The sequence below is a fragment of the Serratia sp. YWN4 genome (assembly GCF_055790845.1).
In genome coordinates, this window is record NZ_CM147696.1 from 4,951,582 (window position 1) to 4,978,451 (window position 26,870).

25 protein-coding genes are annotated in these 26,870 nt (G+C 52.6%); 11 read left to right on the forward strand and 14 right to left on the reverse strand.

Going from position 1 to position 26,870, the window contains the following annotated elements:
* Nucleotides 1–122: 122 nt before the first annotated feature.
* From ACX9GT_RS22785 to rlmE, 3 genes are all read right to left on the reverse strand, one after another.
* The gene (locus tag ACX9GT_RS22785) at nucleotides 123–1,505 is read right to left on the reverse strand and encodes an IS4 family transposase (protein WP_473188847.1); all 1,383 of its coding nucleotides are present in this window, start codon (nucleotides 1,503–1,505) and stop codon (nucleotides 123–125) included.
* 140 nt (nucleotides 1,506–1,645) lie between these two features.
* Nucleotides 1,646–3,583 (reverse strand): ATP-dependent zinc metalloprotease FtsH, encoded by a 1,938-nt coding sequence (gene ftsH, locus ACX9GT_RS22790; RefSeq protein ID WP_473188848.1) that lies wholly within the window; start codon nucleotides 3,581–3,583, stop codon nucleotides 1,646–1,648.
* A gap of 56 nt (nucleotides 3,584–3,639) precedes the next feature.
* Nucleotides 3,640–4,269, reverse strand: a complete 630-nt coding sequence (rlmE, locus tag ACX9GT_RS22795; protein ID WP_473188849.1) for a 23S rRNA (uridine(2552)-2'-O)-methyltransferase RlmE — start codon at nucleotides 4,267–4,269, stop codon at nucleotides 3,640–3,642.
* A 144-nt stretch (nucleotides 4,270–4,413) separates the two neighbouring features.
* Here rlmE and yhbY point away from each other — a divergent pair, with 144 nt between their 5' ends.
* Nucleotides 4,414–4,707 (forward strand): ribosome assembly RNA-binding protein YhbY, encoded by a 294-nt coding sequence (gene yhbY / locus ACX9GT_RS22800; protein WP_411753768.1) that lies wholly within the window; start codon nucleotides 4,414–4,416, stop codon nucleotides 4,705–4,707.
* Between the two features lie 116 nt (nucleotides 4,708–4,823).
* Here yhbY and greA read toward each other — a convergent pair whose 3' ends face one another.
* Nucleotides 4,824–5,300, reverse strand: a complete 477-nt coding sequence (greA, locus tag ACX9GT_RS22805) for a transcription elongation factor GreA (protein ID WP_473188850.1) — start codon at nucleotides 5,298–5,300, stop codon at nucleotides 4,824–4,826.
* 257 nt (nucleotides 5,301–5,557) lie between these two features.
* Between greA and dacB the strand changes: the two genes are divergently transcribed.
* The 3 genes from dacB to pmrB are packed head-to-tail and all read left to right on the forward strand — an operon-like array spanning nucleotide 5,558 to nucleotide 8,727.
* Nucleotides 5,558–6,991 (forward strand): serine-type D-Ala-D-Ala carboxypeptidase, encoded by a 1,434-nt coding sequence (dacB, locus tag ACX9GT_RS22810; RefSeq protein ID WP_473188851.1) that lies wholly within the window; start codon nucleotides 5,558–5,560, stop codon nucleotides 6,989–6,991.
* A gap of 12 nt (nucleotides 6,992–7,003) precedes the next feature.
* A complete protein-coding gene (gene pmrA, locus ACX9GT_RS22815) occupies nucleotides 7,004–7,666 on the forward strand; it encodes a two-component system response regulator PmrA (RefSeq protein WP_473188852.1) in 663 nt (220 codons plus the stop codon).
* Nucleotides 7,663–8,727 (forward strand): two-component system sensor histidine kinase PmrB, encoded by a 1,065-nt coding sequence (pmrB, locus tag ACX9GT_RS22820; RefSeq protein ID WP_473188853.1) that lies wholly within the window; start codon nucleotides 7,663–7,665, stop codon nucleotides 8,725–8,727. The genes pmrA and pmrB overlap by 4 nt, the downstream gene beginning before the upstream one ends.
* A 53-nt stretch (nucleotides 8,728–8,780) precedes the next feature.
* Here the strand turns inward: pmrB and cgtA are convergent, their stop codons facing one another.
* From cgtA to rplU, 4 genes are all read right to left on the reverse strand, one after another.
* Entirely contained in the window at nucleotides 8,781–9,953 is a 1,173-nt protein-coding gene (cgtA, locus tag ACX9GT_RS22825; protein ID WP_473188854.1) for an Obg family GTPase CgtA, read from the reverse strand.
* A gap of 16 nt (nucleotides 9,954–9,969) precedes the next feature.
* Entirely contained in the window at nucleotides 9,970–10,941 is a 972-nt protein-coding gene (locus ACX9GT_RS22830; protein WP_473188855.1) for a DMT family transporter, read from the reverse strand.
* Nucleotides 10,942–11,041: 100 nt separating this feature from the next.
* Nucleotides 11,042–11,299, reverse strand: a complete 258-nt coding sequence (rpmA, locus tag ACX9GT_RS22835) for a 50S ribosomal protein L27 (RefSeq protein WP_004933559.1) — start codon at nucleotides 11,297–11,299, stop codon at nucleotides 11,042–11,044.
* A 17-nt stretch (nucleotides 11,300–11,316) separates the two neighbouring features.
* Nucleotides 11,317–11,628 (reverse strand): 50S ribosomal protein L21, encoded by a 312-nt coding sequence (gene rplU, locus ACX9GT_RS22840; protein ID WP_459401012.1) that lies wholly within the window; start codon nucleotides 11,626–11,628, stop codon nucleotides 11,317–11,319.
* A gap of 269 nt (nucleotides 11,629–11,897) precedes the next feature.
* On the opposite strand from rplU, the gene ispB reads away from it, so the two are divergent.
* Nucleotides 11,898–12,869 carry an octaprenyl diphosphate synthase gene (gene ispB, locus ACX9GT_RS22845; RefSeq protein ID WP_473188856.1) on the forward strand — a complete coding sequence of 324 codons (972 nt, stop codon included), beginning with the start codon at nucleotides 11,898–11,900 and terminating at the stop codon, nucleotides 12,867–12,869.
* 250 nt (nucleotides 12,870–13,119) lie between these two features.
* On the opposite strand, the gene ACX9GT_RS22850 is transcribed toward ispB, so the two are convergent.
* Nucleotides 13,120–13,473 carry a DNA-binding protein gene (locus ACX9GT_RS22850; RefSeq protein WP_473188857.1) on the reverse strand — a complete coding sequence of 118 codons (354 nt, stop codon included), beginning with the start codon at nucleotides 13,471–13,473 and terminating at the stop codon, nucleotides 13,120–13,122.
* 181 nt (nucleotides 13,474–13,654) lie between these two features.
* Here ACX9GT_RS22850 and ACX9GT_RS22855 point away from each other — a divergent pair, with 181 nt between their 5' ends.
* Nucleotides 13,655–13,915 (forward strand): helix-turn-helix domain-containing protein, encoded by a 261-nt coding sequence (locus tag ACX9GT_RS22855; RefSeq protein ID WP_459401010.1) that lies wholly within the window; start codon nucleotides 13,655–13,657, stop codon nucleotides 13,913–13,915.
* Nucleotides 13,916–13,982: 67 nt separating this feature from the next.
* Here ACX9GT_RS22855 and mdh read toward each other — a convergent pair whose 3' ends face one another.
* Nucleotides 13,983–14,921, reverse strand: coding sequence for a malate dehydrogenase (mdh, locus tag ACX9GT_RS22860; protein ID WP_473188858.1), 939 nt, complete (start codon nucleotides 14,919–14,921; stop codon nucleotides 13,983–13,985).
* Between the two features lie 465 nt (nucleotides 14,922–15,386).
* Between mdh and argR the strand changes: the two genes are divergently transcribed.
* Entirely contained in the window at nucleotides 15,387–15,857 is a 471-nt protein-coding gene (gene argR / locus ACX9GT_RS22865; RefSeq protein ID WP_459401008.1) for a transcriptional regulator ArgR, read from the forward strand.
* A gap of 404 nt (nucleotides 15,858–16,261) precedes the next feature.
* Nucleotides 16,262–16,525, forward strand: a complete 264-nt coding sequence (gene yhcN / locus ACX9GT_RS22870) for a peroxide/acid stress response protein YhcN (RefSeq protein WP_473188859.1) — start codon at nucleotides 16,262–16,264, stop codon at nucleotides 16,523–16,525.
* Nucleotides 16,526–16,717: 192 nt separating this feature from the next.
* Here yhcN and mpl read toward each other — a convergent pair whose 3' ends face one another.
* Nucleotides 16,718–18,097 (reverse strand): UDP-N-acetylmuramate:L-alanyl-gamma-D-glutamyl-meso-diaminopimelate ligase, encoded by a 1,380-nt coding sequence (gene mpl, locus ACX9GT_RS22875; protein WP_473188860.1) that lies wholly within the window; start codon nucleotides 18,095–18,097, stop codon nucleotides 16,718–16,720.
* Between the two features lie 172 nt (nucleotides 18,098–18,269).
* Between mpl and fbp the strand changes: the two genes are divergently transcribed.
* Together fbp and ppa are read left to right on the forward strand one after the other, a co-directional pair.
* Nucleotides 18,270–19,274: a class 1 fructose-bisphosphatase gene (gene fbp / locus ACX9GT_RS22880; RefSeq protein WP_473188861.1), complete on the forward strand. Its 1,005-nt coding sequence runs from the start codon at nucleotides 18,270–18,272 to the stop codon at nucleotides 19,272–19,274.
* A 145-nt stretch (nucleotides 19,275–19,419) separates the two neighbouring features.
* On the forward strand, nucleotides 19,420–19,947 hold the full coding sequence (gene ppa / locus ACX9GT_RS22885) for an inorganic diphosphatase (RefSeq protein WP_473188862.1): 528 nt from the start codon (nucleotides 19,420–19,422) through the stop codon (nucleotides 19,945–19,947).
* A gap of 56 nt (nucleotides 19,948–20,003) precedes the next feature.
* On the opposite strand, the gene ACX9GT_RS22890 is transcribed toward ppa, so the two are convergent.
* The 3 genes from ACX9GT_RS22890 to tamA are packed head-to-tail and all read right to left on the reverse strand — an operon-like array spanning nucleotide 20,004 to nucleotide 25,852.
* Nucleotides 20,004–20,345 carry a gamma-glutamylcyclotransferase family protein gene (locus tag ACX9GT_RS22890; RefSeq protein ID WP_459401002.1) on the reverse strand — a complete coding sequence of 114 codons (342 nt, stop codon included), beginning with the start codon at nucleotides 20,343–20,345 and terminating at the stop codon, nucleotides 20,004–20,006.
* A 3-nt stretch (nucleotides 20,346–20,348) separates the two neighbouring features.
* Nucleotides 20,349–24,119: an autotransporter assembly complex protein TamB gene (tamB, locus tag ACX9GT_RS22895; RefSeq protein ID WP_473188863.1), complete on the reverse strand. Its 3,771-nt coding sequence runs from the start codon at nucleotides 24,117–24,119 to the stop codon at nucleotides 20,349–20,351.
* Nucleotides 24,116–25,852, reverse strand: coding sequence for an autotransporter assembly complex protein TamA (gene tamA, locus ACX9GT_RS22900; RefSeq protein ID WP_473188864.1), 1,737 nt, complete (start codon nucleotides 25,850–25,852; stop codon nucleotides 24,116–24,118). Before tamA ends, tamB begins: the two co-directional genes overlap by 4 nt.
* 228 nt (nucleotides 25,853–26,080) lie before the next feature.
* On the opposite strand from tamA, the gene msrA reads away from it, so the two are divergent.
* A complete protein-coding gene (gene msrA / locus ACX9GT_RS22905) occupies nucleotides 26,081–26,719 on the forward strand; it encodes a peptide-methionine (S)-S-oxide reductase MsrA (RefSeq protein WP_473188865.1) in 639 nt (212 codons plus the stop codon).
* The last annotated feature ends 151 nt before the right edge of the window (nucleotides 26,720–26,870 follow it).

Below are 26,870 nucleotides of genomic sequence, written 5' to 3' on the forward strand. Positions count from 1 at the left end.
AGTTTACGTTGAACGTTGCAGGCAACGGCCCAACCCTACTGTGTCAGCGGGCAACAACGCGGCAATTTCAAATATGACGGGTACAAAAAACCCCGGACTTAGCCCTGTCTCTTGATCACTTTTCACAGGTCAAAAGACTTGGCTAACAGGTAACCTTCAAGGATGGTTTGCAACATGAACCATCCTTCCCATAATCTTTCCCACCCAACACGACCATTGCGTTTCGAGTCATACCAGCCCGCTAGCTTTCCCAGATTTATGTAAGCCCAGTAAACACTTGGTACATTTCTTGGCAGGGGTTTCTTCTCTTGTTTTGACCACAGTAACTTCCACGCCAACGGACTGAGGAGCGTCTCACAACTTTGCTTTTCCGCTTCTTCTCTGTTGAGGCCCAGATAGCGTAATTGGTGAACCCGTACGGCAATAAACGCCAAGATAACGACCATCTTCTCCAAGTTGTCCTTACTTTGCATTCGCAAGGCTTCTACCTGTGTCCCTCCACTTTTCCAGGCCTTATGGAACTCCTCAATCAGCCAGCGCTTTTCATAATAATCCAGAACACGTTGTGCATCTCCCGGACTGTTTATCGGTTCTGACGTCAAAATATGCCAGTTCAGCCCTCTGTCATCCCCACTTTCCTGGCAACCAACATAATGCAACGGTACCGATTGACCCTGTTTATTGGCGGGTATTTTGACGGTCACCTTCGCATAGCGCACATCGCAAATAGCCTCACGTGCTTTACGCCCCCCTCTTTGTTTTACTTGAACCTTCCTTTGCTCTGCTGACTGTAAGCCGCTGCTAAATTGATAAAGCTTGTCCGAACTTTCTTCTATACAACGGCTTTGCATAGAACGAACGATAAAGCGCTGATGGTTAACTGTTTTATACGTCAGGTACTCGATAATATCGGCTTCACGATCACAGACTGAGATAACCTTTTCCATCTCAGCAGAGCCTAATCGTTGTTCCATCGCTTGGGAGGCGCTTTCCCACTTATAACTTTCCTTATCTTCATAAGCCCGGCAAGCTCGTTGAGCTTTTTTTCCATAAAGATTGATGTCCCTCGTCCAACGCTCTTGTTCAATTAGACCAACGACATGTTCTTCTCTGGGTGCAAAAAGCAACACGGAATGGGCATGCATGCCTTTGGCACTTTTTCTTGAGGTGGTGTAACCCATTTCATCTCTGACTGTCCGGTGAGTAAAGTCCAGTGAGGTTGTATCTTCTAATGCAAGCAAACAATCATAAGATTTAGCTTGCTCTGCCGTCGCCGCAAAACCGGCAGCAGAAATCGCTTTAGCCTCAATAGACGGGTTACGGGTGAAACGATAAGCCGCTTCAATATCCGCTGGCGTTTTCAGTGATTGCACAAGTGATTGCCCTATGTGATTAGCAAGGGAAGAGGTGATACTAATCAGTCGCTTAGTTCTCCGACTATCCCCCAGTTCCGCGCGTGAAAAAGTGTCTTTTGCCCATAGCTCTGCATCCGTTAAAAACACCATACTTTATCTCAATTGTTTATTTGATATTAAGATCGGCAATGCAGACAAAGATTCAAAAAAAAATCCCTCGATGAGAATCGAGGGATTTGTGTATGAAAGACAGGGACTTAGCCGGGGTCGATTTTATTACACAGCCGACGTTATTTGTCGAGCTGTTGCTGTTCAGACATTGGATTGTCTGGGTTTGGCGTCTGCGGCTCATCAACCGGCGTCGGTGCTTTTGGCGCACCACCATTGTCGGAGCTGTTATTCTTCGCAGCATCGTCCCAACCGGCTGGCGGGCGCACTTCACGGCGATTCATCAGATCATCAACCTGAGGCGCATCAATCGTTTCGTACTTCATCAAGGCGTCTTTCATGGCATGCATGATGTCCATGTTTTCGGCCAGCAACTGCCGGGAGCGTTGATAGTTACGTTCAATTAATGCCTTAACTTCCTGGTCAATAATCCGCGCAGTTTCGTCTGACATGTGTTTGGTTTTGGCAACTGAACGCCCCAAGAAGACTTCGCCTTCTTCCTCTGCGTAAAGCAACGGCCCCAGTTTTTCCGAGAACCCCCATTGGGTCACCATATTACGGGCAATGGTTGTTGCCTGTTTGATGTCCTGAGAAGCACCGGTGGAGACGTTATCCACACCATAAATCAACTCTTCAGCCAAACGGCCACCGTAGGCCACGGAAATCATACTTTCCAGTTTCTGACGGCTGTAACTGATGCTATCCCCTTCCGGCAGGAAGAAGGTCACGCCGAGCGCACGGCCACGAGGAATAATCGTAACTTTATGCACCGGATCGTGCTCAGGAACCAAACGACCAATGATTGCGTGGCCCGCTTCGTGATACGCGGTAGATTCTTTCTGCGCTTCGGTCATCACCATGGAGCGACGTTCCGCACCCATCATGATTTTGTCTTTAGCTTTTTCGAACTCAACCATCGACACCACGCGCTTGCTGCCACGCGCTGCAAACAGTGCCGCTTCGTTGACCAGGTTGGCCAAATCAGCACCGGAAAAGCCCGGAGTACCACGCGCAATCACAGAGGCATCAATATCCGCAGCCAACGGCACACGGCGCATATGCACCTTCAGGATCTGCTCGCGGCCACGTACGTCTGGTAAACCCACCACCACCTGACGGTCAAAACGACCTGGGCGCAGTAACGCAGGGTCAAGCACGTCAGGGCGGTTGGTTGCCGCAATCACGATAATGCCTTCGTTACCTTCAAAGCCGTCCATTTCGACCAGCATCTGGTTCAGCGTTTGTTCACGTTCATCGTGACCACCGCCCAGACCCGCGCCACGCTGGCGACCTACGGCGTCGATTTCATCGATAAAGATGATGCACGGCGCTGCTTTTTTAGCCTGTTCGAACATGTCACGTACGCGGGAAGCCCCCACGCCGACAAACATTTCGACGAAATCAGAACCGGAAATGGTGAAGAACGGCACTTTGGCCTCACCGGCAATCGCTTTCGCCAGCAGGGTTTTACCGGTACCTGGAGGGCCAACCATCAGCACGCCTTTCGGGATCTTACCGCCCAGCTTCTGGAAACGGCTCGGTTCACGCAGGTAATCCACCAGTTCGCTCACCTCTTCTTTTGCTTCGTCACAACCCGCGACATCTGCAAAAGTAGTTTTAATCTGGTCTTCCGTCAGCATACGGGCCTTGCTCTTGCCGAAGGACATCGCGCCCTTGCCGCCGCCGCCCTGCATTTGCCGCATAAAGAAGATCCAGACCCCAATCAGCAACAGCATCGGGAACCAGGAGATAAAGATCGAAGCCAGCAAACTCGGTTCTTCCGGTGGTTCACCGACAACTTTGACATTCTTGGTTAACAACGTATCCAGCAGTTTCGGATCGTTGACAGGGATGTAGGTCGTGTATTTGTTACTGTCTTTACGAATAACATTGATTTCACGACCATTAATTCGTGCTTCACGAATCTGATCTTGGGTCAGTTCGGACATGAAGGTAGTGTAATCCACCCTACGGCCATTAGACTCGCTGGGCCCAAAGCTCTGGAATACAGACATCAATACTACCGCGATGACTAACCAGAGAATTAGGTTTTTCGCCATGTCACTCAAGGGATTAACCTCATATTACAACTGTGTTAACAAACAGCGTTAGGGTACTACAGTTTCCGCCCTGTCGCTACAATGTACACTTCACGCGAACGTGCGCGGGAAGCGTCTGGCTTACGAATCTTAACCTTCGTAAACAGGGAGCGAATTTCCCGTAGGTACTCGTCAAAACCATCTCCCTGGAACACCTTCACCAGGAAACTACCGCCTGGAGCGAGGACATCACGACACATTTCCAGTGCTAACTCCACCAGATACATCGATTTCGGGATATCGACCGCCGGGGTGCCACTCATATTCGGCGCCATGTCAGACATGACCACCTGAACCTTACTTTCACCTACACGTTCCAACAGCGCTTTGAGCACCAGTTCATCACGAAAATCGCCCTGAAGGAAATCGACACCAACAATAGGATCCATTGGCAAAATATCACAGGCAATGACACGCCCGTTACCACCAATCTGAGTGACGACATATTGCGACCACCCACCCGGTGCCGCACCCAAATCGACTACCGTCATGCCCGGCTTAAACAGTTTGTCACTTTGCTGTATTTCATCAAGTTTAAACCAGGCGCGAGAACGCAGCCCTTTTTTCTGCGCCTGTTGCACATATTTATCGCTAAAGTGTTCTTGTAACCAGCGACTGGAGCTAGCCGAACGCTTTTTATTAGCCATCTCGTTTTCCAACTATCCTAAAAGAGAGTCTTATGTCAGGTTCGCTGCTCACGTAGACGCCATTCGGTGCAGACCGATTTGGTGATATACATGAGATGGCGGTAGAATGACCCGTTTTCAATCCCAACTTAAGCAAAAAAGACAATGAATCTGAATAATAAACAAAAACAGCACCTGAAAGGCCTAGCGCATCCGTTAAAACCGGTTGTCATGCTGGGTAATAACGGTCTCACCGAAGGGGTGCTGGCTGAAATTGAACAGGCTCTAGAGCATCATGAGCTGATCAAGGTAAAAATTGCTGCCGAGGATCGCGAGACTAAAACCTTGATCGCCGACGCTATTGTGCGTGAAACGGGTGCCTGTAATGTGCAAGTGATCGGCAGTACGCTGATTCTTTACCGCCCATCAAAAGAGCGCAAAATCACTTTGCCGCGCTAATCCACTGCCCGTTTGACGGAAAAGGTGCCATGCACCGAGCTCAGATAAAAGGCCGCTTGCGGCCTTTTTCTTTTCTTTACAAAACACCGCTGAATATCTAACCAATTGTGCCAGAATTAAAGATATTCAACTTTCAGGATTTCATATTCGACGTCGCCGCCCGGCGTTTTGATGACGACTACGTCATCCTGCTCTTTGCCGATCAGACCGCGCGCCATCGGTGAATTGACTGAAATAAGATTCTTTTTAAAATCAGCCTCATCATCACCCACGATACGGTACGTGACTTCGTCTTCACTTTCCAGGTTCATTATCGATACGGTAGAACCAAAAATCACGCGGCCAGTATTAGGCATTTTGGTGATATCGATCACCTGCGCGTTAGACAGTTTGGCTTCAATTTCCTGAATGCGCCCTTCGCAGAACCCTTGTTGTTCACGGGCTGCATGGTATTCAGCGTTTTCTTTCAAATCGCCATGCTCGCGCGCATCTGCGATATCTGAAATGATTTTCGGACGGCGCACGCCTTTCAGATATTCAAGTTCTTCACGCAGTTGCTCTGCGCCAAATAAAGTCATCGGAATCTGTTTCATCGTTTCAATACCTCTAAATCTTTCCTGTTCAAATAGCCGTCATCCTGACGTGTTCGTATGAAAATACGGCAGGCGTTGCGCCTTCCGTCTCCAGGCGATAAACAAAAGAAACCTGACTCGGAATTTTCTCCCAAGTCGGGATCGATTTTGCATTTTGAGATGCATTTTAGCCTAGAGTTCCTTAAGGGTCATCGTTTACTTTCTCCCTTAATGCACCGTAGTATGGCAACACGTTATCCAGCTGTTACCCCGAGATTATGCGTTTTTCACGAATTGTCAGTGCATTGGCCTGTGCATTTGTTCTTAATACAAATGCGGCCCCGGTCGAAGATTACACACAATATTTGCCTGATGGGGCCAACCTTGCCCTGATAGTTCAGAAGATTGGTGCCACTGCGCCAACGATCGATTATCACTCACAGCAAATGGCATTACCGGCCAGTACTCAGAAAGTGCTGACAGCGCTGGCGGCGTTGTTACAGCTCGGACCTGACTACCGTTTTACTACCACGTTGGAAAGCCAGGGCAACATCACGGATGGCGTGTTGCGCGGTAATCTTATCGCCCGTTTCAGTGGCGATCCGACCTTCAAGCGTCAGAGCCTGCGCAATATGGTGGCGGTGCTGAAAAAGCAGGGCGTGCGTGAAATTCGCGGCGATGTTCTGGTCGATACGTCGGTATTTGCCAGCCACGATAAGGCTCCAGGCTGGCCGTGGAACGATATGACCCAATGCTTCAGCGCCCCGCCAGCGGCGGCAATTGTTGATCGCAACTGCTTCTCGGTATCGCTTTACAGCGCGCCGAATCCCGGTGAAATGGCCTTTATCCGCGTTGCTTCTTTCTATCCGGTCAATATGTTCAGCCAGGTACGCACGCTGGCGAAAGGTTCTGCGGATGCACAATATTGTGAGCTGGACGTGGTTCCAGGCGAGTTGAACCGCTTTACGCTGACCGGATGCCTGACGCAGCGCAGCGAACCGCTCCCGCTGGCCTTTGCCATTCAGGACGGTGCCAGTTATGCCGGTGCAATCCTGAAAGATGAACTGACGCAGGCAGGGATCCAGATAAGTGGTCATCTCAAGCGCCAGACCTTGCCCGGCATGACCGGTACGGTGATTGCCCAGACACAGTCTGCGCCACTGCACGAATTACTGAAAATCATGCTGAAAAAATCCGACAACATGATCGCCGACAGCGTATTCCGCACCATTGGGCACGAGCGTTTCGGCGTTCCCGGCACCTGGCGTGCCGGTGCTGACGCCGTGCGCCAAGTGTTGCGCCAAAAAGCCGGGGTAGATTTAGGCAATAATATCGTGGTCGACGGCTCGGGCCTGTCGCGCCACAACCTGCTGACACCGGCTACCATGATGCAGGCACTGCAATACATCGCCCAACACGACAATGAGTTGAATTTCATCTCCATGCTGCCGCTGTCCGGCTACGACGGTACCCTGCGCTATCGCGGTGGCCTGCATGAAGCGGGCGTCGATGGCAAAGTTTCTGCCAAAACCGGTGCTCTGCAAGGGGTGTATAATCTGGCAGGTTTTATCACCACCGCCAGCGGCCAACGTTATGCCTTTGTGCAATTCTTATCGGGTTACGCGGTGCCACCAGAAGATCAGAAGCAGCGTCGCGCCCCGTTAGTCCGTTTTGAAAGCAGATTGTATCGCGATATTTATCAGAACAATTGAGGATCAATCAGCATGAAACTACTGATTGTTGAAGACGATGAATTGTTGCAGCAAGGCTTGGCATTGGCCTTATCAAACGAAGGCTATGCCTGTGACTGTGCCGCCACGGCGGCCGAAGCCAACAGCCTGATCGTCACCAGTCAGTACAGCATGGTGATTCTGGATCTTGGCCTGCCGGATCTCGACGGTGCCAGCCTGCTGCGCCAGTGGCGACGTATGCAGATAGACCTACCGGTGCTGATCCTGACCGCGCGCGATGCTCTGGAAGATCGCGTTGACGGCCTGGATGCCGGTGCCGATGATTATCTGATCAAACCCTTTGCCTTGGTTGAGCTGCAAGCCCGGGTACGAGCGCTGCTCCGCCGTTATCAGGGCCACAGCGATAACCTGCTGCAACAGGACGATCTGACGCTGAATCTCTCCAACCAGCAGGTCTATCTGCAACAACAGTCGATCGATATCACGCCAAAAGAGTTCGCCATCCTGTCACGCCTGATGATGCGCGCCGGTCAGACCGTCAATCGCGAGTTGCTGCAACAGGATCTCTATACCTGGAATGACGATCTGGGATCGAACACCCTCGAAGTTCACATCCATAACCTGCGCCGTAAGCTGGGCAAAGATCGTATTCGCACCGTGCGCGGCATTGGTTACCGCCTGGAACCCGCATCATGATCAGTATGCGCCGCCGTCTGTTGCTGATGCTGGCGCTGATCCTTCTGGTCACCCAACTTATCAGTGCATTCTGGCTATGGCATGAAAGCCAGGAGCAAATCAGCTTTCTGGTGGATGAAACCCTGTCCGCCAAAATGCGCAATGAACGGGTTAATACCGAAATTACCGAGGCCATCGCCTCATTGCTTGCCCCGTCGCTGATCATGATGATCGTGACTCTGCTGGCCTCTTTCTGGGCCATCAGCTGGATTACCCGTCCGCTTAATCAACTTCAGGAGCGGTTAGAAAAACGCTCCGCAGATAACCTGACGCCGTTACCCGTGAGTAACAGCAGTCTGGAAATGGTTGCAGTGACCAGCGCGCTGAACCAACTGTTTTCACGCCTCGATCACACCATCCAGCAGGAACGCCTATTTACCGCCGATGCCGCCCATGAGTTGCGTACGCCGCTGGCCGGTATCCGCCTGCATCTGGAACTGATGGAGCAACAAGGGATTAAAGAAAGCAAGATACTGATTGCCCGCATTGATCAGTTGATGCACGTCGTTGAGCAATTGCTGATGCTGTCGCGCGCTGGTCAGAATTTTGCCAGTGGCCATTATCAGCAGTTTGACTGGGTAACCCACGTTATCCAACCGCTGCAAGAAGAACTGGAAGAGTTGGCAGCCCAACGCGGCCAGAAATTGCTCTGGCAGTTGCCTGCTCAGGCCGCTACCCATGGCGATCCGGTCCTGCTGCGCCTGATGTTGCGTAATCTGGTAGAGAATGCCCACCGCTATAGTCCGGAAAATAGCACCATTCATGTGCAACTCACCCCGCAAGATCGCGGGCAGCGCTTACAGGTGCTGGATGAAGGGCCTGGAATTAAGCCAGAACAGGCCGGAGAGCTGACGCAGGCATTTCGCCGGATGGATCAACGTTACGGCGGCAGCGGGCTTGGGCTGAATATTGTGATCCGTATCGCACAGTTGCATCGCGGTTGGCTGCGGCTTGAAAACCGTACCGATGCCAGTGGTTTGAGCGCACAGTGCTGGATACCCGATAACGTGCTAAACCCATGAAAGAGCCCAGCATCGCTGGGCCCTTTATTCATCCTGATCACACCAGAACAGAATTATTTCTGATAGACGATTTCGACACCTTCGTCGTCATCTTCATCCCAGTCATCATCCCAGTCGTCTTCCGCTTCGGCTTCCACTTCAGCGATTTGCTCACGGTGGTAGTCATCCCACATGAATTCGACTTTCTCTGGCGCACTTTCTTCAATCGCCATCGCTTTTGGTTGGGTGTTGATAAAGTTCATCACGTCCCAGCACAGCGCATTAACGCCTTCGCGGTTAGCGGCGGAGATCATGTAGTACTTACCTTCCCAACCCATGCCCTCTACGATCGCCTTGGCGCGTTCGGCGGCCTCTTCTGCATCCAGCAGGTCAAGCTTATTGAACACCAGCCAGCGTGGCTTCTGCGCCAGATTCTCGCTGTACTGATTCAGTTCATTGATGATGATCTTGGCATTCTCTACCGGATCGGACTCATCGATCGGAGCAATATCCACCAGATGCAGCAGCACACGGCAGCGTTCCAGATGCTTCAGGAAGCGAATACCCAGGCCAGCACCGTCGGAAGCACCTTCAATCAACCCAGGGATATCGGCAACCACGAAGCTCTGCTCGCTGTCCATACGCACCACGCCCAGGCTCGGCACCAGCGTGGTGAACGGATAGTCCGCCACTTTTGGCTTGGCAGCAGACACCGCACGAATGAACGTCGATTTACCGGCATTCGGCAGCCCCAGCATGCCAACATCGGCCAACAGCAACAGTTCCAGCAGAATGTCGCGCATTTCACCCTTGGTACCCAAGGTTTTCTGGCGCGGAGCACGGTTTACCGAGGACTTGAAACGGCTATTACCCAAGCCGTGCCAACCGCCTTTTGCTACCATCAAACGCTGCTGATGGCGGGTCATATCACCGAGGATCTCACCGGTGCCCTGATCTTGCACACGCGTGCCCACCGGCACCTTAATCACAATGTCTTGACCGCGCTTACCGGTACAGTCACGGCTCTGGCCGTTCTGGCCACGTTCGGCACGGAAAGATTTTTCAAAGCGGTAATCGATCAGGGTATTCAGATTTTCGTCAGCCAGCAGGTAGACGTCACCGCCGTCACCGCCGTCACCGCCGTCCGGCCCACCGTTCGGGATGTATTTCTCGCGGCGGAAGCTGACGCAGCCATTACCACCATCACCTGCAACCACCAGGATCGTCGCTTCATCTACAAACTTCATTTACCGTCTCCGTAAATCATTCACCGGACTGCTTCAAAGAAACAATCAGGTTGGGTTCTGCCCGTCGCGGCCACCAGCGGTGACCAATTGCGGAAAACATGGCGCCTGCTACCACCACAAAAGCACCGACATAACCGACAGCATTCAATGTCGGGGCGGCGAATACTTGCGGCCAGGCCAGCGCCAATAAATCTGAAAACATCAGGGTAAACAACGGGGTGAGCGTCACTATCGCACTCACCTGCGCCGCCTGCCAACGCGCCATCGCCTCTGCCAGTGCACCGTAGCCAATCAGCGTATTAGCCCCGCAAAACAATAAGCAGGCCAACTGCCAGTGGCTGAGTTGGAAAATCATCGCAGGCTTGGCTAGCGGGAACAACGCGATTGCACATAAAGTGTACAGCATGACCAGGATTTGCGGCGAAGCCAATCGGCGCAGCAGCACTTTCTGAGCCACCCCGTAGGTCACCCAAACCATGGCGGCACACACGCCCAGCAGAACACCGAGGGTGTAATCCGTCAGTCGGGTAAAAATCTCAATCAGGCTGACGTTGAAAAACAACATCAGCCCGCAAATCAGCATCAATGCTCCAATCACCTGGGTGATTCGCATCCTTTCTTTCAGGATCAATACGCTGGCGAACATCATGCCAACCGGTGACAACTGGCCAATCACCTGCGATGCCGTCGGGCTCAGGTATTGCAGTGAAGAACTGAAAAACACAAAATTGCCCAGCAATCCTGCCGTGGCAACAATCAGCAATAGCAACCAGCGCGGCTGACGAAATATTTTCACCGATGGCAAACGCCCACGCACCGCCAGAATCATGCCCAGACCGACAGCGGCGAAAGCAAAGCGATACCAGACGACGGTAAAGGGCTCCATCACCTTCAGCACTTCTTTCATCGCTATCGGCAACGCCCCCCAGCAAATTGCGGTGGTAAGCGCCAGGAGAATTCCCATACCAGCCTGCTGTTTTGTTTCCATTTTTCCTAATGCCTATGGGCCTGAATACAAGCAACCCATAAATGTAAAAAGCCCCGCAACGAATTGCGGGGCTTACATCTATTTCGTAAGGCTCGAAAAATTATTCAGCTTCGATGCTGATAAATTTACGATTGCTCGGGCCTTTAACTTCGAATTTGACTTTACCGTCTTTCAAAGCAAACAGAGTGTGGTCTTTGCCGCAACCCACGTTGGTACCCGCGTGGAATTTGGTGCCGCGCTGACGAACGATGATGCTGCCTGCCAGTACTGCTTCGCCGCCAAAGCGTTTTACGCCCAGACGTTTAGCTTCTGAATCGCGACCGTTACGAGTCGAGCCGCCAGCCTTTTTGTGTGCCATTAATCCGCTCTCCTAACTTAAGCGCTGATGCCGGTGATTTTAACATCAGTGAACCACTGACGGTGACCCTGCTGCTTACGGTAGTGCTTACGACGACGAAACTTAACAATCTTGATTTTTTCGCCACGACCGTGAGCAATGACTTCAGCTTTGATCTTACCGCCATCGACGTAAGGAACGCCGATTTTGATATCTTCGCCATTAGCGATCATCAGAATCTGGTCAAACTCAACCGCTTCACCAGTTGCGATGTCCAGCTTTTCCAAGCGAACGGTTTGACCTTCGCTTACTCGGTGTTGTTTACCACCACTTTGGAAAACCGCGTACATATAAAACTCCGCTTTCCGCGTGCCCAACTGTTCAGTACAGAGCGCGCTATAAATATTCACAATAGGGCGCGAATTCTACGCAATAATCCCGCGCATGACAAGTGCAGAATAGGGCCAGAAGGTGAAAAAAGAAGAAAAAAAACACAGTTTCTTTCATGGCGTTTATCTATGTCGTTTTTCAAGTACAATCAAAGGCGACAGTGACCGCCCTATACCGATGTGAGCAGCGATCTCATCGCGGTGAACAGAAACACAGCTGAAAAAATACAATGAACCTAGAACAAATTACTGAGTTAACCGCGCAAGATATGGCGGCCGTGAACGCAACAATTCTCGAACAGTTGAATTCCGATGTCACGCTCATCAATCAACTTGGCTATTACATTATCAGCGGTGGCGGTAAGCGCATTCGTCCGATGATCGCCGTGCTGGCGGCGCGGGCGCTGCACTATCAAGGTGATAAACATATTACCGTGGCAGCCCTGATCGAGTTCATTCACACCGCCACGCTGCTGCATGATGACGTGGTGGATGAATCCGATATGCGCCGTGGCAAGGCTACCGCCAACGCAGCGTTCGGCAATGCGGCCAGCGTGTTGGTTGGAGACTTCATCTATACCCGTGCTTTTCAGATGATGACCAGCCTGGAATCGCTGCGCGTGCTGGCGCTGATGTCTGAGGCCGTCAACGTGATTGCCGAAGGCGAAGTGCTACAGTTGATGAACGTGCACGACCCTGACATTACTGAAGAAAGCTACATGCGGGTGATCTACAGCAAAACCGCCCGCCTGTTTGAAGCAGCGGCCCAGTCATCGGGCATTCTTGCCGGTGCCAGTGAGGCAGAAGAAAAAGCATTGCAGGACTATGGCCGCTACCTGGGTACTGCGTTCCAGTTGATCGACGATCTGCTCGATTACAGTGCCGACGGGGTCACGCTGGGCAAAAATACCGGTGACGATCTCAATGAGGGCAAACCCACGCTGCCTTTATTGCACGCTATGCACAATGGCAATGCGGAACAGTCAGCGATGATCCGCACAGCCATTGAGCAGGGGAATGGCCGCCATCTGCTGGAACCGGTGCTGGCCGCCATGGAGGCGTGCGGTTCTCTGATCTACACCCGCCAACGCGCGGAAGAAGAAGCGGACAAAGCGATTGCCGCCTTGCAGGTGCTGCCGAAATCGCCACATCGTGCGGCGCTGGAAGGATTAGCCCATCTGGCCGTTCAACGCGATTTTTAAGAAATACCTCTTTCCTAATATTCAAATAGGCCTGGATTACAGGCCTATTAATTCTCTGCATTAATGAGTTCCAGTGGAACAAACGATTAATGCCCCTCCGTTAGTCACACCATTCATTATAGAGTTGCCGCGTAAGAAAATTACCCGGCGATAACTCAAGCCAGGCTTATTGACTCATAGAGAAGGTAAAACGAAAGCCGCACTGAACACAGCTTGCAGCAGGGATGAATGTTATATACAGCGCCGTGCGCTACTTGTTCTGCTCGGCGATCCACACCAGCAAACTGCCGACACCTTCGCGCATCAGAAACGCCATCACCTGCGCCCGTTCGCTGTCTGACAGATGGTAATAATATTCAATCCAGACCGCCAAAGGATCCTGCCGCTCCACCTCATAGGCCGCCGGTTCCTCCCGCAGTATCAACAGTTTCCTCACGCCGCTGGGCAAGCTGTCGACATGATATTCCAACGCCTTTCCCTGTACGCCTTTACGACGGCGGCTGACCCAGCCTTCGCGCCGCGCCATCAGATTGATTCCCTGTGTAGAAGAAGGTAATCCTGCGATGCCTGTAAGCTCCTTGGCAGCAAACCACTCGTTTTTCATAGCCATTATCTCTGGACAATAGTGTGGCAAAACAAATTTTTCAGAAACCATAAGATGTTTTTTAGAAACTTAGTGGTATTCTGGTTTCTGAATAAGCGCTTCATGTTGTTCAAACGATTAATTCTGACCTGTTAGTTATACCACTAACAGAACTTTCTCTAATCAAAAAAGGAATGTAAACATGAATTCACGGAACCCAGACTGGCATCCAGCAGACGTAATAGCGGCATTAAAGAAGAGAGGGACGACATTGGCAGCGGTTTCACGCGAGGCAGGGCTAAGCTCATCTACCCTTGCCAATGCGCTGTCACGCCCCTGGCCGAAAGGAGAATGGCTGATTGCCGACGCATTGAATGTTCATCCTGCGGAAATTTGGCCAAGCCGGTATTTTGATCCGCACACACAACGTTTGCTGGATCGAAAAAGCCGTATCAAATCATGAGACAAATAAAAAAAGCCGCCGGACTGTTGTTCCGGCGGCTTTTGTAAAGCTAATCGAACTGGCGCTATCAGTTATTGATAAATTTTTCGCCCAGTTCGATATCTTTGTGCAGCACGTCCAGCATTTCGTTCAGCGCTTGTTGCTCGAACGCGCTCAGAGCGCCGACGTCTTTACGTTCTTCAACACCGTTTTTGCCCAGCAGCAGGGGTTGTGCGAAGAAGCGAGCATATTTGCCGTCACCTTCAACATAGGCACATTCCACCACGCCTTTCTCACCGCTCAGCGCACGCACCAGAGACAGGCCGAAACGTGCCGCCGCCTGGCCCATAGACAGGGTCGCTGAACCGCCACCGGCTTTAGCCTCAACCACTTCGGTACCCGCATTCTGGATACGCTTGGTCAGATCAGCCACTTCCTGCGCGGTAAAGTTCACGCCTGGGATCTGCGACAGCAGTGGCAGAATGGTAACGCCAGAGTGACCACCGATGACCGGCACTTCCAGCTCTTCCGGCTTTTTACCTTTCAGCTCAGCCACAAAGGTGTTGGAGCGGATAATATCCAGCGAGGTAACGCCAAACAGTTTATTTTTGTCGTAAACACCGGCTTTCTTCAGCACTTCTGCGGCAATCGCCACCGTGGTATTCACCGGGTTGGTGATGATACCGATGCAGGCTTTCGGGCAGGTTTTAGCCACTTGCTCGATCAGGTTACGCACGATACCGGCGTTCACATTAAACAAATCTGAACGATCCATACCAGGCTTACGAGCAACACCGGCAGAAATCAGCACCACATCGGCACCGTGCAGCGCAGGAGTCGCATCTTCACCACTGAAGCCTTTGATTTTAACTGCGGTTGGGATGTGGCTTAAGTCAACGGCAACGCCTGGGGTAACAGGGGCAATGTCGTAGAGGGTGAGTTCAGAACCTGAAGGAAGCTGGGTTTTGAGTAGAAGGGCGAGGGCCTGGCCGATACCGCCAGCAGCACCGAGAACTGCAACTTTCATCCTATACTCCTTTATTATCTTAAATATAAAAGCGCCGTGAATTCTTTGGCCTCGGCCCTTAATTTATTACACCTTTAAAAACAACCTATTAACAGTCGGTTTTAGAGCTGGCGCAATAAAATGGCCGATGTCGCGATCATTTTAGATTAAATAGCTTACGCATTAAGGGCATAGCGCACACTAATCGAAAATAGTGCGAGGTTCTTCACGGGCGAGTTAACCGGCCGTTACATTACACCCTTACATAACATCAGAACAACATCATTTTAATAACATTTTCTTTACCGGGGAGCTGACTCGTTTCCCACGCCAAAAGGGCATATTCATGAGATACGGATTTTGTTAAAATCCCGGCCCTTCCTTATTTTCCGCACGTTACTATTTGCTCTTGGCACGCCAAGATTGCATAAAAATTCATTTATATGCATAATAATGGCATCCATTATCAACATTCCACGGTGCAAAATGCGTAATCCCGCAAAGCAGGAAGATCTGATCAAAGCGTTCAAGGCGTTATTGAAAGAAGAAAAATTCAGTTCTCAAGGCGAGATCGTTTTGGCGCTGCAAGAAGAAGGCTTCGAAAACATTAACCAATCCAAAGTGTCTCGCATGCTGACCAAGTTCGGCGCGGTGCGCACACGCAATGCCAAAATGGAGATGGTGTATTGCCTTCCGGCGGAACTCGGTGTACCCACCACCACCAGCCCGCTGAAGAATCTGGTGCTGGATGTCGATCACAATGATGCCATCGTGGTGATCCATACCAGCCCAGGCGCCGCACAGTTAATTGCGCGCTTGCTGGATTCCCTGGGTAAATCCGAAGGGATCCTCGGCACTATCGCCGGTGATGATACGATCTTCGTCACCCCAGCCAGCACATTTACCGCGCGCCAACTGTTTGAAGCCATTCTCACGCTGTTCGAACAGGAACTGTGATGCATTCCGTTAACAAAATAGGGCAATCAGCCCTATTTTGTTAACGCTTTCTTGCCATAGCACTCTCACCCCAACATCCCTCACCAAGTTTAAAGCTGCTTATTTACCGACTTGCAGCACATTTCAATGACATTCCTGTGTGAGCAATCAGTAGTATCTGTGATATTTCGCACTTTTAGTCAAAAGCACTTAGCCTGTTGAAATTACATAAATTTAACATCAACAGCTCATTTAATCATCGCTTTTTATTCCATTAGGTTCTTAAAAAGAATGATGACCGAATAAAGTTTCACTAGAAATTGTTAGCTGACTATTAATTTTTGTAGTTACTAGATGTATACTCATTTTCGTGACGTAAATCACAGTTCATTGGAACTGATAAAAGAACACTAAGAGGATAAATCATGAAAATTAAAACTACCGTTGCAGCAATCAGCCTTCTCTCTATGCTTTCTTTTGGCTCTTTTGCAGCACAATCCATCGATGCATCGCAAGCTGAAAAACTGCAATCCACAGGTACCATCACCGTCAGCGGCGTCGGTGCAGCCCCTTCAGATATCCGTCAGGCACTGTCTGCCAAAGCCGATGCCAAAGGGGCAACAGCGTATCGTGTGATCGAAGCTCGCAACGAAGGCAACTTCCACGCCACTGCTGAAATTTACAAGTAATCACTAAGAGAGCGCATTTGCTGAACACCCCTCGTCACTGCCACTGCCGAGTTCTGAGATAAATGCCCATTTCCTAGAAAACCTCGTCGTCCTATTCGACGAACCCTATTGCCCTCGCTCGCGAGGGCTTTTTTATCTGTGTAAAAAAGGCCGCTTTCGCGGCCATGACTTGATAAATGAGGGGAAAACGCTTCAGTAGGCTTCTTTCGGTTCGGCCTTTGTAGCCAACGCCGCCAGCAGTTTGTCATGAATACCGCCAAATCCGCCGTTGCTCATCACCAGAATATGGTCACCCGGCTGCGCCGTTTTGACGATCATCTCCACTAATGTCTCGAGATCGGCACTCCAATGCGCCGTTTGCACACAGGCGTCAGCCACTTCGGCGACCTGCCAGGGAATGTGATGCGGCTGGAATAGGAACACTTCATCAGCGCGGCCCAGCGAAGGGGCCAGATCGTTTTTGCTGATCCCCATCTTCATGGTGTTGGAACGGGGCTCCAATACCGCCAGAATACGCGCGGTGCCCCCCACTTTGCCACGCAGCGCGGCCAGCGTGGCAAGAATAGCGGTAGGATGATGCGCAAAATCATCATAGACCGTCACGCCGTTGGCTTCGCCACGCAGTTCCAGGCGACGGCGAGCATTGATGAAATCACCCAACGCGCGGCAGGCATCGGCGGGTTGCACGCCAACGTGACGGGTTGCCGCAATCGCCATCAGACCATTGTGCATATTATGTTCACCCACCAGCGCCCAGTTAACCTCGCCAACCTTATCGCCATTGAGGAAAACCTCGTAATGGCTGGCATCCGGGGTCAGCTTGTGCGCACGCCAAGCCCCTTCATCGCCGACCAACTCCTGCTCACTCCAGCATCCCATCGCCATCACCTGTTTCAGATGCGCGTCATTGTCCGGCAAGATGATTTTGCCCTTCCCTGGCACCAGGCGCACCAGATGGTGGAACTGCTTCTGGATCGCTTTCAGATCGTCAAAAATGTCTGCATGATCGAACTCCAGGTTGTTCATGATCAGCGTACGCGGGCTGTAATGCACAAACTTGGAGCGCTTGTCGAAGAAGGCACAATCGTATTCATCAGCTTCGATGACGAAGAACGGGCTGCCGCCGAGACGGGCAGAAACCTCGAAGTTACCCGGCACGCCGCCAATCACAAAACCCGGCTGATAGCCACAGGCCTCCAGGATCCAGGTCGCCATCCCGGCGGTGGTGGTTTTACCGTGCGTACCGGCCACCGCTAACACCCAACGATCGCGCAGCACCTGGTCATGCAGCCACTGCGGGCCAGAAACGTAAGGAATACCGCGTTCCAACACCGTTTCCACACAAGGATTTCCGCGAGTCATCGCATTGCCGATAATTACCAGATCCGGAACGGGATCCAGCTGTGCCGGATCGTAACCCTGGATCAGACCGATCCCCTGATTTTCCAGCAGCGTGCTCATTGGAGGGTAAACGTTGGCATCGGAGCCACTAACCTCATGTCCAAGCGAACGCGCCAGCATTGCCAACCCACCCATAAAGGTGCCGCAGATCCCAAGAATATGTATGCGCATTAGGTTTCTCATTTGAGTGCATCGATTTAGTGCTTATTCTAACGCTCAGAATCGCCTGGAAGAAATGGATTTGCCTATGAATGGCGTAATGCTTTGGGCTACACTGGCTGACGATAAACGTTGGCGGCTTGTTAACAAACCGCTATCCATCCGTAGATTCAGGGATTGTGTCATGAAAACGTTAGGCGAATTTATCGTCGAGAAACAGCACGACTTCTCTCACGCCACCGGCGAGCTGACTGCACTACTTTCTGCAATTAAACTGGGCGCCAAAATCATCCACCGTGATATCAACAAGGCCGGTTTGGTTGATATTCTGGGGACCAGCGGCATTTCCAACGTCCAAGGCGAAGTTCAGATGAAACTGGACCTGTTCGCCAACGAAAAACTGAAAGCAGCACTGAAAGCACGCGGTGAAGTCGCGGGTATCGCTTCTGAAGAAGAAGACGAGATCGTCATATTCGACGGCGAGCGGGCTGAAAATGGCAAGTATGTGGTGCTGATGGATCCGTTGGACGGATCGTCCAACATTGATGTCAACGTCTCAGTCGGGACGATTTTCTCGATCTATCGCCGTATCACCCCGATCGGTACTCCTGTTACCGAAGAAGATTTCCTGCAACCTGGCAACGCTCAGGTTGCTGCCGGTTACGTGGTGTACGGCTCATCCACCATGCTGGTGTACACCACCGGTTATGGCGTGCATGCTTTCACTTACGATCCGTCTCTGGGGGTGTTCTGCCTCTCTCACGAGAAAGTGCGCTACCCGGAAAAAGCCTGCATGTATTCCATCAACGAAGGTAACTACATCAAGTTCCCGCTCGGGGTGAAGAAATACATCAAATACTGCCAAGAGCAGGATGAAGCGACGCAGCGCCCCTACACCTCACGTTATATCGGTTCACTGGTTGCCGACTTCCACCGCAACCTGCTGAAAGGCGGTATCTACATTTATCCAAGCACCGCCAGCCACCCGCAAGGCAAGCTGCGCCTGTTGTATGAATGCAACCCGATGGCGCTCCTGGCCGAACAGGCCGGTGGCAAAGCCAGCGACGGTAAAAGACGCATTCTGGATATCGTGCCAGAAAAGCTGCACCAGCGTGCCCCGTTCTTCGTCGGGACTAAATCGATGGTAGAACAAGCCGAGTGCTTTATCGCCGAGTTCCCAGACGAATAAGCCAGCAACGATATCTACATAACAAAGGGCGCATCCGCGCCCTTTGTCGTTAGCGCTTGAGTACATGATGAAAAGGGCAGGAAATCGTAAAAGAGTCCGCTATAATACTGCCACTCCATTTCTGGTTTGATTAAAGGAAACCGACATGAGCTTGAATCTGGTCCCTGCTGGCAAAGACCTGCCGGAAGACATCTACGTAGTTATCGAAATCCCGGCTAACGCCGATCCAATCAAATATGAAATCGACAAAGAGACCGGCGCGCTGTTCGTTGACCGCTTCATGTCCACTGCGATGTTCTATCCGTGCAACTACGGTTACATCAACCATACCCTGTCCCTGGACGGCGACCCGGTTGACGTGCTGGTGCCAACGCCGTATCCGCTGCAACCTGGCTCAGTGATCCGCTGCCGTCCGGTTGGCGTGCTGAAGATGACTGACGAAGCCGGTGAAGATGCGAAGCTGGTTGCCGTACCGCACAGCAAACTGACCAAAGAATACGATCACGTGAAAGACGTGAACGATCTGCCAGAACTGCTGAAAGCACAGATCACCCACTTCTTTGAGCACTACAAAGATCTGGAAAAAGGCAAATGGGTGAAAGTAGACGGCTGGGCAGATGCTGCCGCCGCTAAAGCTGAAATCGTTGCCTCTTTCGAACGCGCCAAGAAGTAATTCTCGCCCGTTCAGATGAAGAACGCCGCTCATTGAGCGGCGTTTTTTATTGCTTTTTAGTCTAGGCGCTTCAGCCAGTCACCACACTCGATCCGCGGAAAACCCTCTACGCTGTGCTTATACAGGTAGATCCACGCACTTCCATAAGGTGTCTGAATCAGTTCGCGCTTATAGTCCCTGGTATTACTTTTCAATTCGTCCAGCTCTGCCAGAATCGATGAGTTAATACGATACACTTCGCAATGTACCGTGCCCTCTCCAGGGATTGCAGCCGGGTAATGGCCCAGATTATAAATCTGATAACCATCAAGCTCATGATCGCCCAACCATTGGGCGTTAGTCATCCAATGGCTGTTCCCCTGCTTGCGTCGTAAACTGCCGTAAACAATGATTCGCATAGCTTAAAACTCAAACTGATAGAGCACATCCAGTGCTTGGTCAATGCCAGACACCGCTTCCAGATACAGCCTAGGCATCAGGCGGTATCGCAACGTCAGCGTGGCCAGCGAGTCGAATATTCCCACCCCATATTTTACTTGTAAGCCAGGGAGGACATAGCCGCTCACCACTACCTGAGAGCTGTCGCCAACTCCCTCAGTATCAAGGGCCAGATTACTTACGCCAAACGCCTCGCCGATTTTACCCACAAGTTGACCACTTTGTGCAACCCCCATGCCAATTAACATTGAGGTCATGGCATTGCCATCAGCACCGGTCGCCCCCAAACCCTGGCCGCGCAACAGGTAAGACAGCGCTTCTTGCTGCGATAACGTCGGATCCGAGAACACCTCAAGTCTTGGCGCATCCGCCATCCCGGTCACTCGCACCCCGGCGGTGACGCCATCTTGGGTAGCATCTGGGTTACGCACCGCTTCGATATTCAACAACGGCTGATCGGGTGGGCCAGAGAACAGCAACTGGCCTTTACGCACGATCAGATCCTGCCCGTAAGCGTGGAAGCGCCCCGATGGGATATCAATATGCCCATTCAGCCCCAGGCCATTCTGATCCTGCACCACCCGCAGGTTGCCACGCAGCACGGCCTTCAGGCCGAACGCATCCAACCGCACGTCGTTACCGATACGCACCATCAAATTACTGTTGATCGGGATCCCCGCCGTAGCCGGTTTAATCGGTTCCAACTGGTTATTGAGCATCACTTCATCACGGGAGACACCTACCGCACTTTCCGGCAGTTCCTGCACCGTAATGCGCGCCCAGGGAATATCAACCGAACCGTTAAGTGCGAACAGCTGCGGCGTGGCTTCAAACACCAGATCCGGTGAAACGTCAATACGCACCATTGGCGGTATTGTGACCCGTAGCTGATTGCCTTTAGCCGCGATGCGCGCACGCCAGGCATTGATATCATGCCAGTCAGCATCACCCGCCAGATTCAGTTGCCCATGGGTGGTGCTGAGCAGCCCTTCCAGCGTTGAGGTCATCCCGTTGAAATTCACCGCCAGGCGGCCTTCGGTCATATCAAACGGCATCCAGTGGCCGGTGATCATCGCCTTATCCAGTGCCAGACGGCCAAATACCAACGGTCTCTGCGCGCTGCCGCCCAACTGCAAATTGGCATTCAGCATCCCCGAGGCTTTTTCGCCCTGCGTCAACATCGGCTTAAGCAAATCCATCGAGATATTGGTGATATTCACATTACCGCTGATATTACGGCGCACCTGCGGATCGGCGATCTGAATGTTGCCGTTGAACTGCCCATTGTTGACCAGCTTGATCAGCCAGTCAGCCTGCATGCGGCCATTGTTCATCCCCGCGTTGAGATTGAGCGTTTCAAACGCAATCGGCAGCGCGCTACCCTGCATCTGCTGCACCACTTTCACGCTGTTGCCCACCAGCGAGACTCGCGCCTGTGGTAACACACCGCCCGGTTGCCAACTGACATCCGCCCGGCCGCTGAATACGCCGCTCATCGCGGTGTCCGGCCCCAGGAATGGTTTAATCATCGCCAGATCAAAACGGTTGAGCACCACGCTGGCCTGGCCGCTGGCTCCGGCTTCGATGGTTCTCGGCACGCACAGTTCGGCATTGGGGTTCTGCCAGCAGTGCGGCCCAACGCTGATTCTCTGCTGCGTATTCAGGTAATCCAGCGCGATGGAGCGGGTCAAACGCCATTCACCTACCGGCGTATCGAAGCGGGTATTGTTGAGATCGCCGCGCCAGCGCTGCTGTTGGCGATCAAAACTACCGGTAAGCTGAAGTTGCCCGGAAACCGGCTTACCCTCAACATTCAGTTGCAGCCGGTGTTGGCGCTCGCTGCCGCGCGCATCCAGCGTCAGCAGATTAACCTGTAATGCATCCTGCTTAAGCTGTTCCACCCGCACGGTCAACTGCCCCTGGATCTGCTCAGCAGAACGCACATCGCCATCCACTTTCACCCGGTTGATGTGCAACGCCTGCCATTGCAGGCCAAGCGCCGTCAGATCCGCCAGCAACTGCGGTGCCTGTAGGTTGCCACGTAGCCTGATCTGGCCTCTTACGGTTCCCCCCAGCCCTGGCAGGGCCCCATCCAGACGCGGTGCATCAATATTGGCATCCAGATTCCAGTTTTTCTCATCGAGTTGGCCTTTGGCGCTGAGTGTATTGCGCCCCAGCGCCAGTTCGATACCAGGGATGCGCCACTGCCCGGCCGCATTACCGCTGAGCGTGCCACGAGCCGAGACTTTGTTTTGCTTCACATTGCCATCAAGCTGCAATACCGGCACCTGAAGTTGCCAACTGCCGCCGTGCAGGCTGCCACGGGTGGTGATTTTGCCGTCCAGCCGTGCTGGCCACTCCGGCCATTGTTTGGCGGTGTTGATACCGCTGAGCGTCAGTTGAGAGGTCCAGCTTATTGCCTTGCTCCAGTCCACCAGCGCGGTGAGATCGGTATTACCTTGCAGCGCCGCCACGCGCAGGCGTTCGAGCCGGAACTGTGCCAGATTGCCTTTACCGTCCAGCGTGATGGCCGCCGGTGGCAGATCCTGGCCCTGGAAATTGGCGCGGGTCGATAGCGCATAATCGGCGGCTTTGCCGTTGAGGCGCAGACGCAGATCGTTGACCTGATACTGTGCCTCGCCGGTCAACGGCCATTTCAACCGCTTGCTTTGCAGCGTCAAAGCCAGCGGCAACCCGGCTTGTGCCAGTTGGGTTTGCACATCAAGTTGCGCACTCACCGGGCCAGAAAGATTAAGCGCCAGTTTCAGTTCTTCGCGCAGCGCACCGCCGATGTTCAGCTTCACCTTTTCGCCTTTCAGCGGATCGAGGTTCAGCGCACTGTTGACTGTCATTTCTACTGGCCAATTGCCGATCAGCGTCGCCTGGCCTTTGGCTGAAAGCGAACCCTGTGGCGATTTCACGACAAAGCTGTCGAGCTGAATATGCTGATCCTGAGTGCTGAGTTGCAGCAACAGGCTGGTGATCGAAACGTCGTTATCGCCAGTCAAACGCAACTGCTCACCGCTGATTTGTTGGACGGTGAGATCGAGCGGCAGGTGGATTTCCGGCAATTCCGGCAACAGCGGTTTGCTGAACAAGGCTTGCAACGTTTCCGCTAACGGTTTTTCTGCTGCTGTTGCTTCCGCCGCCTTCTTCGCCACCGCATCAGCAGCAAGTACCGGCGTTTTTGGCAACGCGATCAACAAAGCGCGAATTGAGGTAGGTTGCAACGTTAATGCACGCTGCTGCCACTGAGCGCCAGTGCGGAACTCCCCGAGCGAAATAGCGGTATCGTCCACGCTGACCTTAACGTTATTCAAGGCCAACAGACGTAATGCTATCGGGTACGGCGTGCTGAGGTTGGTGAGCGGCTCGCGGGTTTCCGTTACCGGAGCGGATGGCGGCATTTCGGCGGTTTTCACCACCACATCCACATCTTGCGCAGTCAACGCATTGATACACAATGAGCTGTGTTTAAGGCAGGAGAGATCGAGCGACAGATGGAACTGCCCGGCGTTAACCGCAACGCCTGGCATCTGGTATTTCACGCCTTTCAGCGTCAAATCGCGCCAGCCACCGCTGATGGCCGCAATTTCCAGCCCCGGAACCCAGCGTACTGCGCCATTGATCACCATATGCAAGCCGGTGGTGGTACCCAGCAGAAACGCCACCGTCCCTACCAACAGAAGCAACAGGATCAGGAACCCCAGACAAATCTTTTTCACCAGGCTCATAGTTCAGGCCCCAAGCCGATATAAAACTGTACGCCGTGGGTTTCTTGATCCCCAATCGGTGCGGCGATATCCAACTTCACCGGCCCCACCGGTGACTGCCAGCGCACGCCAACGCCCGCGCCGGTTTTGATATCCCGCTGTCTGATATCGTTCACCGCCTCCCCCGAGTCGACAAACATCGCTCCCCACCAGCGGCCGGTCATGTTGTATTGATATTCCAACGAACCGGTCAGCATTTTAGAGGCACCGGTCAGTTTGCCACTGTCGTCACGCGGGGAAACGCCCCTGAACTTATAGCCACGAATGCTGCGATCGCCACCGGCGAAAAAGCGCAGGTCCGGCGGTATTCTGTCGAAGTTGTTAGTTTCAATCCACCCCACCTGGCCACGAGCCACAAACCGGTGTTTCTCCGCCAGGGTGCGGATCCAGACGTTCTGTGCCTGCAACAGCGCAAAATCGGCGTCAGAACCCCAGGTGGTGTCGGAAACATCGATAGAATAACGTTGGCTGTCCCCCCAGACCGGCATCAGGCCACCGCGTGAACGCGTGCGGTTAACGGTAGCGCCAGGGTAAAGCAGCATGGTGGTGTCGGTGACCAAACCTTGGGTAAAGTGGTCCAAACGCCAGCTCATCGTTAACGCTCGCTGCCAGCCGCTGGAGAGATCCCAGTTACGTGAAACCACCATTTTGGTACTGTCAGACTTGGTATCATTCAGATCGGTGCGTTTAAAGCCGCCCTGCAACAGGTAATACTGTTCCAGCGGGCTTCTCATCAAGGGAATACGATAGGTTAAATCCAGCTGTTGCTCCGGTGCCGAAATACTGGCACTGGTGGTCAGGCTCTGGCCGCGATCGTTCAGCCAGGGTTTACGCCAGGTCCCTCTCACTCGCGGGCCGATATCGGTAGAAAAACCGCCGCCCAACTCCATGATATTGCTGTTGCGTGGCGTAACCAGCGCATCTAGCGGCAAAATCTTGTTCTCTTTGGCATCGTGAAAATCAGGAGACACCACCACGGAGTTAAACCAGTTAGTGGCGGATAAACGACGGTTCAGTTCGGCAAGCTCGTTCGAGTCGTAATAGTCTCCCTGATGAAAGGGCACCAGATTTTGCAGATAGTCTTCGCGGATTTGCGATCCCTGAAACCTCACCTTGCCAAAGTGGTAACGATCGCCACTGTCGAAGTCGATGTCCCAGAAAGCCTTGTGCAGCTCCTGCGCAACCCCAAGCTGGCTCTTGGCCATGTTGGCGTCGAAGTATCCTTTGCGCAGCGCCAGCCCGGTCAGTGCGTTTTTAAAGCCGTCATATTCGCCGTGATTAAGGATTTCACCCTGGGTCGGGCGGCGGCTTTTGACCAGCGTGAGATAGTCTTCATCGGTTCGCGCACCGCCTTCCAGATTGATATTCACCCCGGCAATCCGCACCGGCTCGCCGGGGTTGACCTTGGCATACAGCACCGGGCGCGAAAGCGTTGGGCGATCGTCCAGCGTGAACTCAATCGTGGGCTCATAATATCCCAGCGGCCGTAAGCCCTGACGAATAGCAGCATCCACTCGTGCGCGAAAACGCCCTTCGGCGCTCACCTCTTCCGGCGTGATCCCTGAAAGACGCGCCCGGACGTTTCTTTCCAAATCCCCACTCAGGCCTTGAACCTGTAGCCGCAGATTCGCCGCAAACACCGATGGCGCAACAAGCAACGCACATAAAACGCAAAGGACCGGGTATCGTGGCACTGGTTCTCCTTAGTTTATTTTATTTCCTGCCAATACCTTTGCTCTGGAGCCCGGCATCTTCTGTTACCGAAAACAAGACGCATTCTTGGCTTTTTGCGCTCAAAATACTGCGTTAAGCTTATACATAAACACAACATAAGACTTATTGTGGGCAAAGAAGTTGCCAGTTACAACCGACACACGCCTCTATTAGGTCAATTCTTACTGCAACTACAGGAGTAAACCCTGGTGCAATTCTTTGATAAGTCTCAAACTATCGATCAGGCAAACGCGTTGCCTGGCCGTACCACGCCCATGCCGGTGGCAACCCTCAACGAGGTGACCGGCCATTCCATGACGGTGATACCTGAAGGGATGGAAGTGGCGATCTTCGGCATGGGCTGCTTCTGGGGTGTCGAGCGCCTGTACTGGCAACAGCCGGGGGTTTACAGCACCGCCGCCGGTTACAGCGGGGGATATACGCCAAACCCGACCTATCGCGAAGTGTGCAGCGGCCAGACCGGCCATGCCGAAGTGGTGCGCGTGGTGTTTGATCCGCAAGTCACCCGCTATCAACATCTGCTACAGATATTCTGGGAAAACCACGATCCGGCACAGGGGATGCGTCAGGGCGGGGATATTGGCACACAGTATCGTTCTGCTATCTATTTTTTATCTCCCGAGCAGCAGGCAGAAGCGCAACACAGCCTGCAACGCTTCCAGCAGGCGATGAATGAGGCGCATGATAAACGCACCATCACCACCGAAATCGCTGCCGCGCGGCCATTCTATTACGCCGAGGACGATCACCAACAGTATCTGCACAAAAACCCTGGTGGCTATTGCGGCCTGGGCGGGATCGGGGTTTGCCTGCCGCCGCAGGGGTAACCCGTTGACCAGCGGTAAATTTTTAACCGCTGGCGGCCCTTACAGGGCAACTGCTATACTATGCAGGCTGCGTTTGCAGCCTGATAGCTTCCCTTCTGGTTGTTATCATTAGTTTTTTCACAATATATACCCCCTCCGAAAGAGCGCCGCC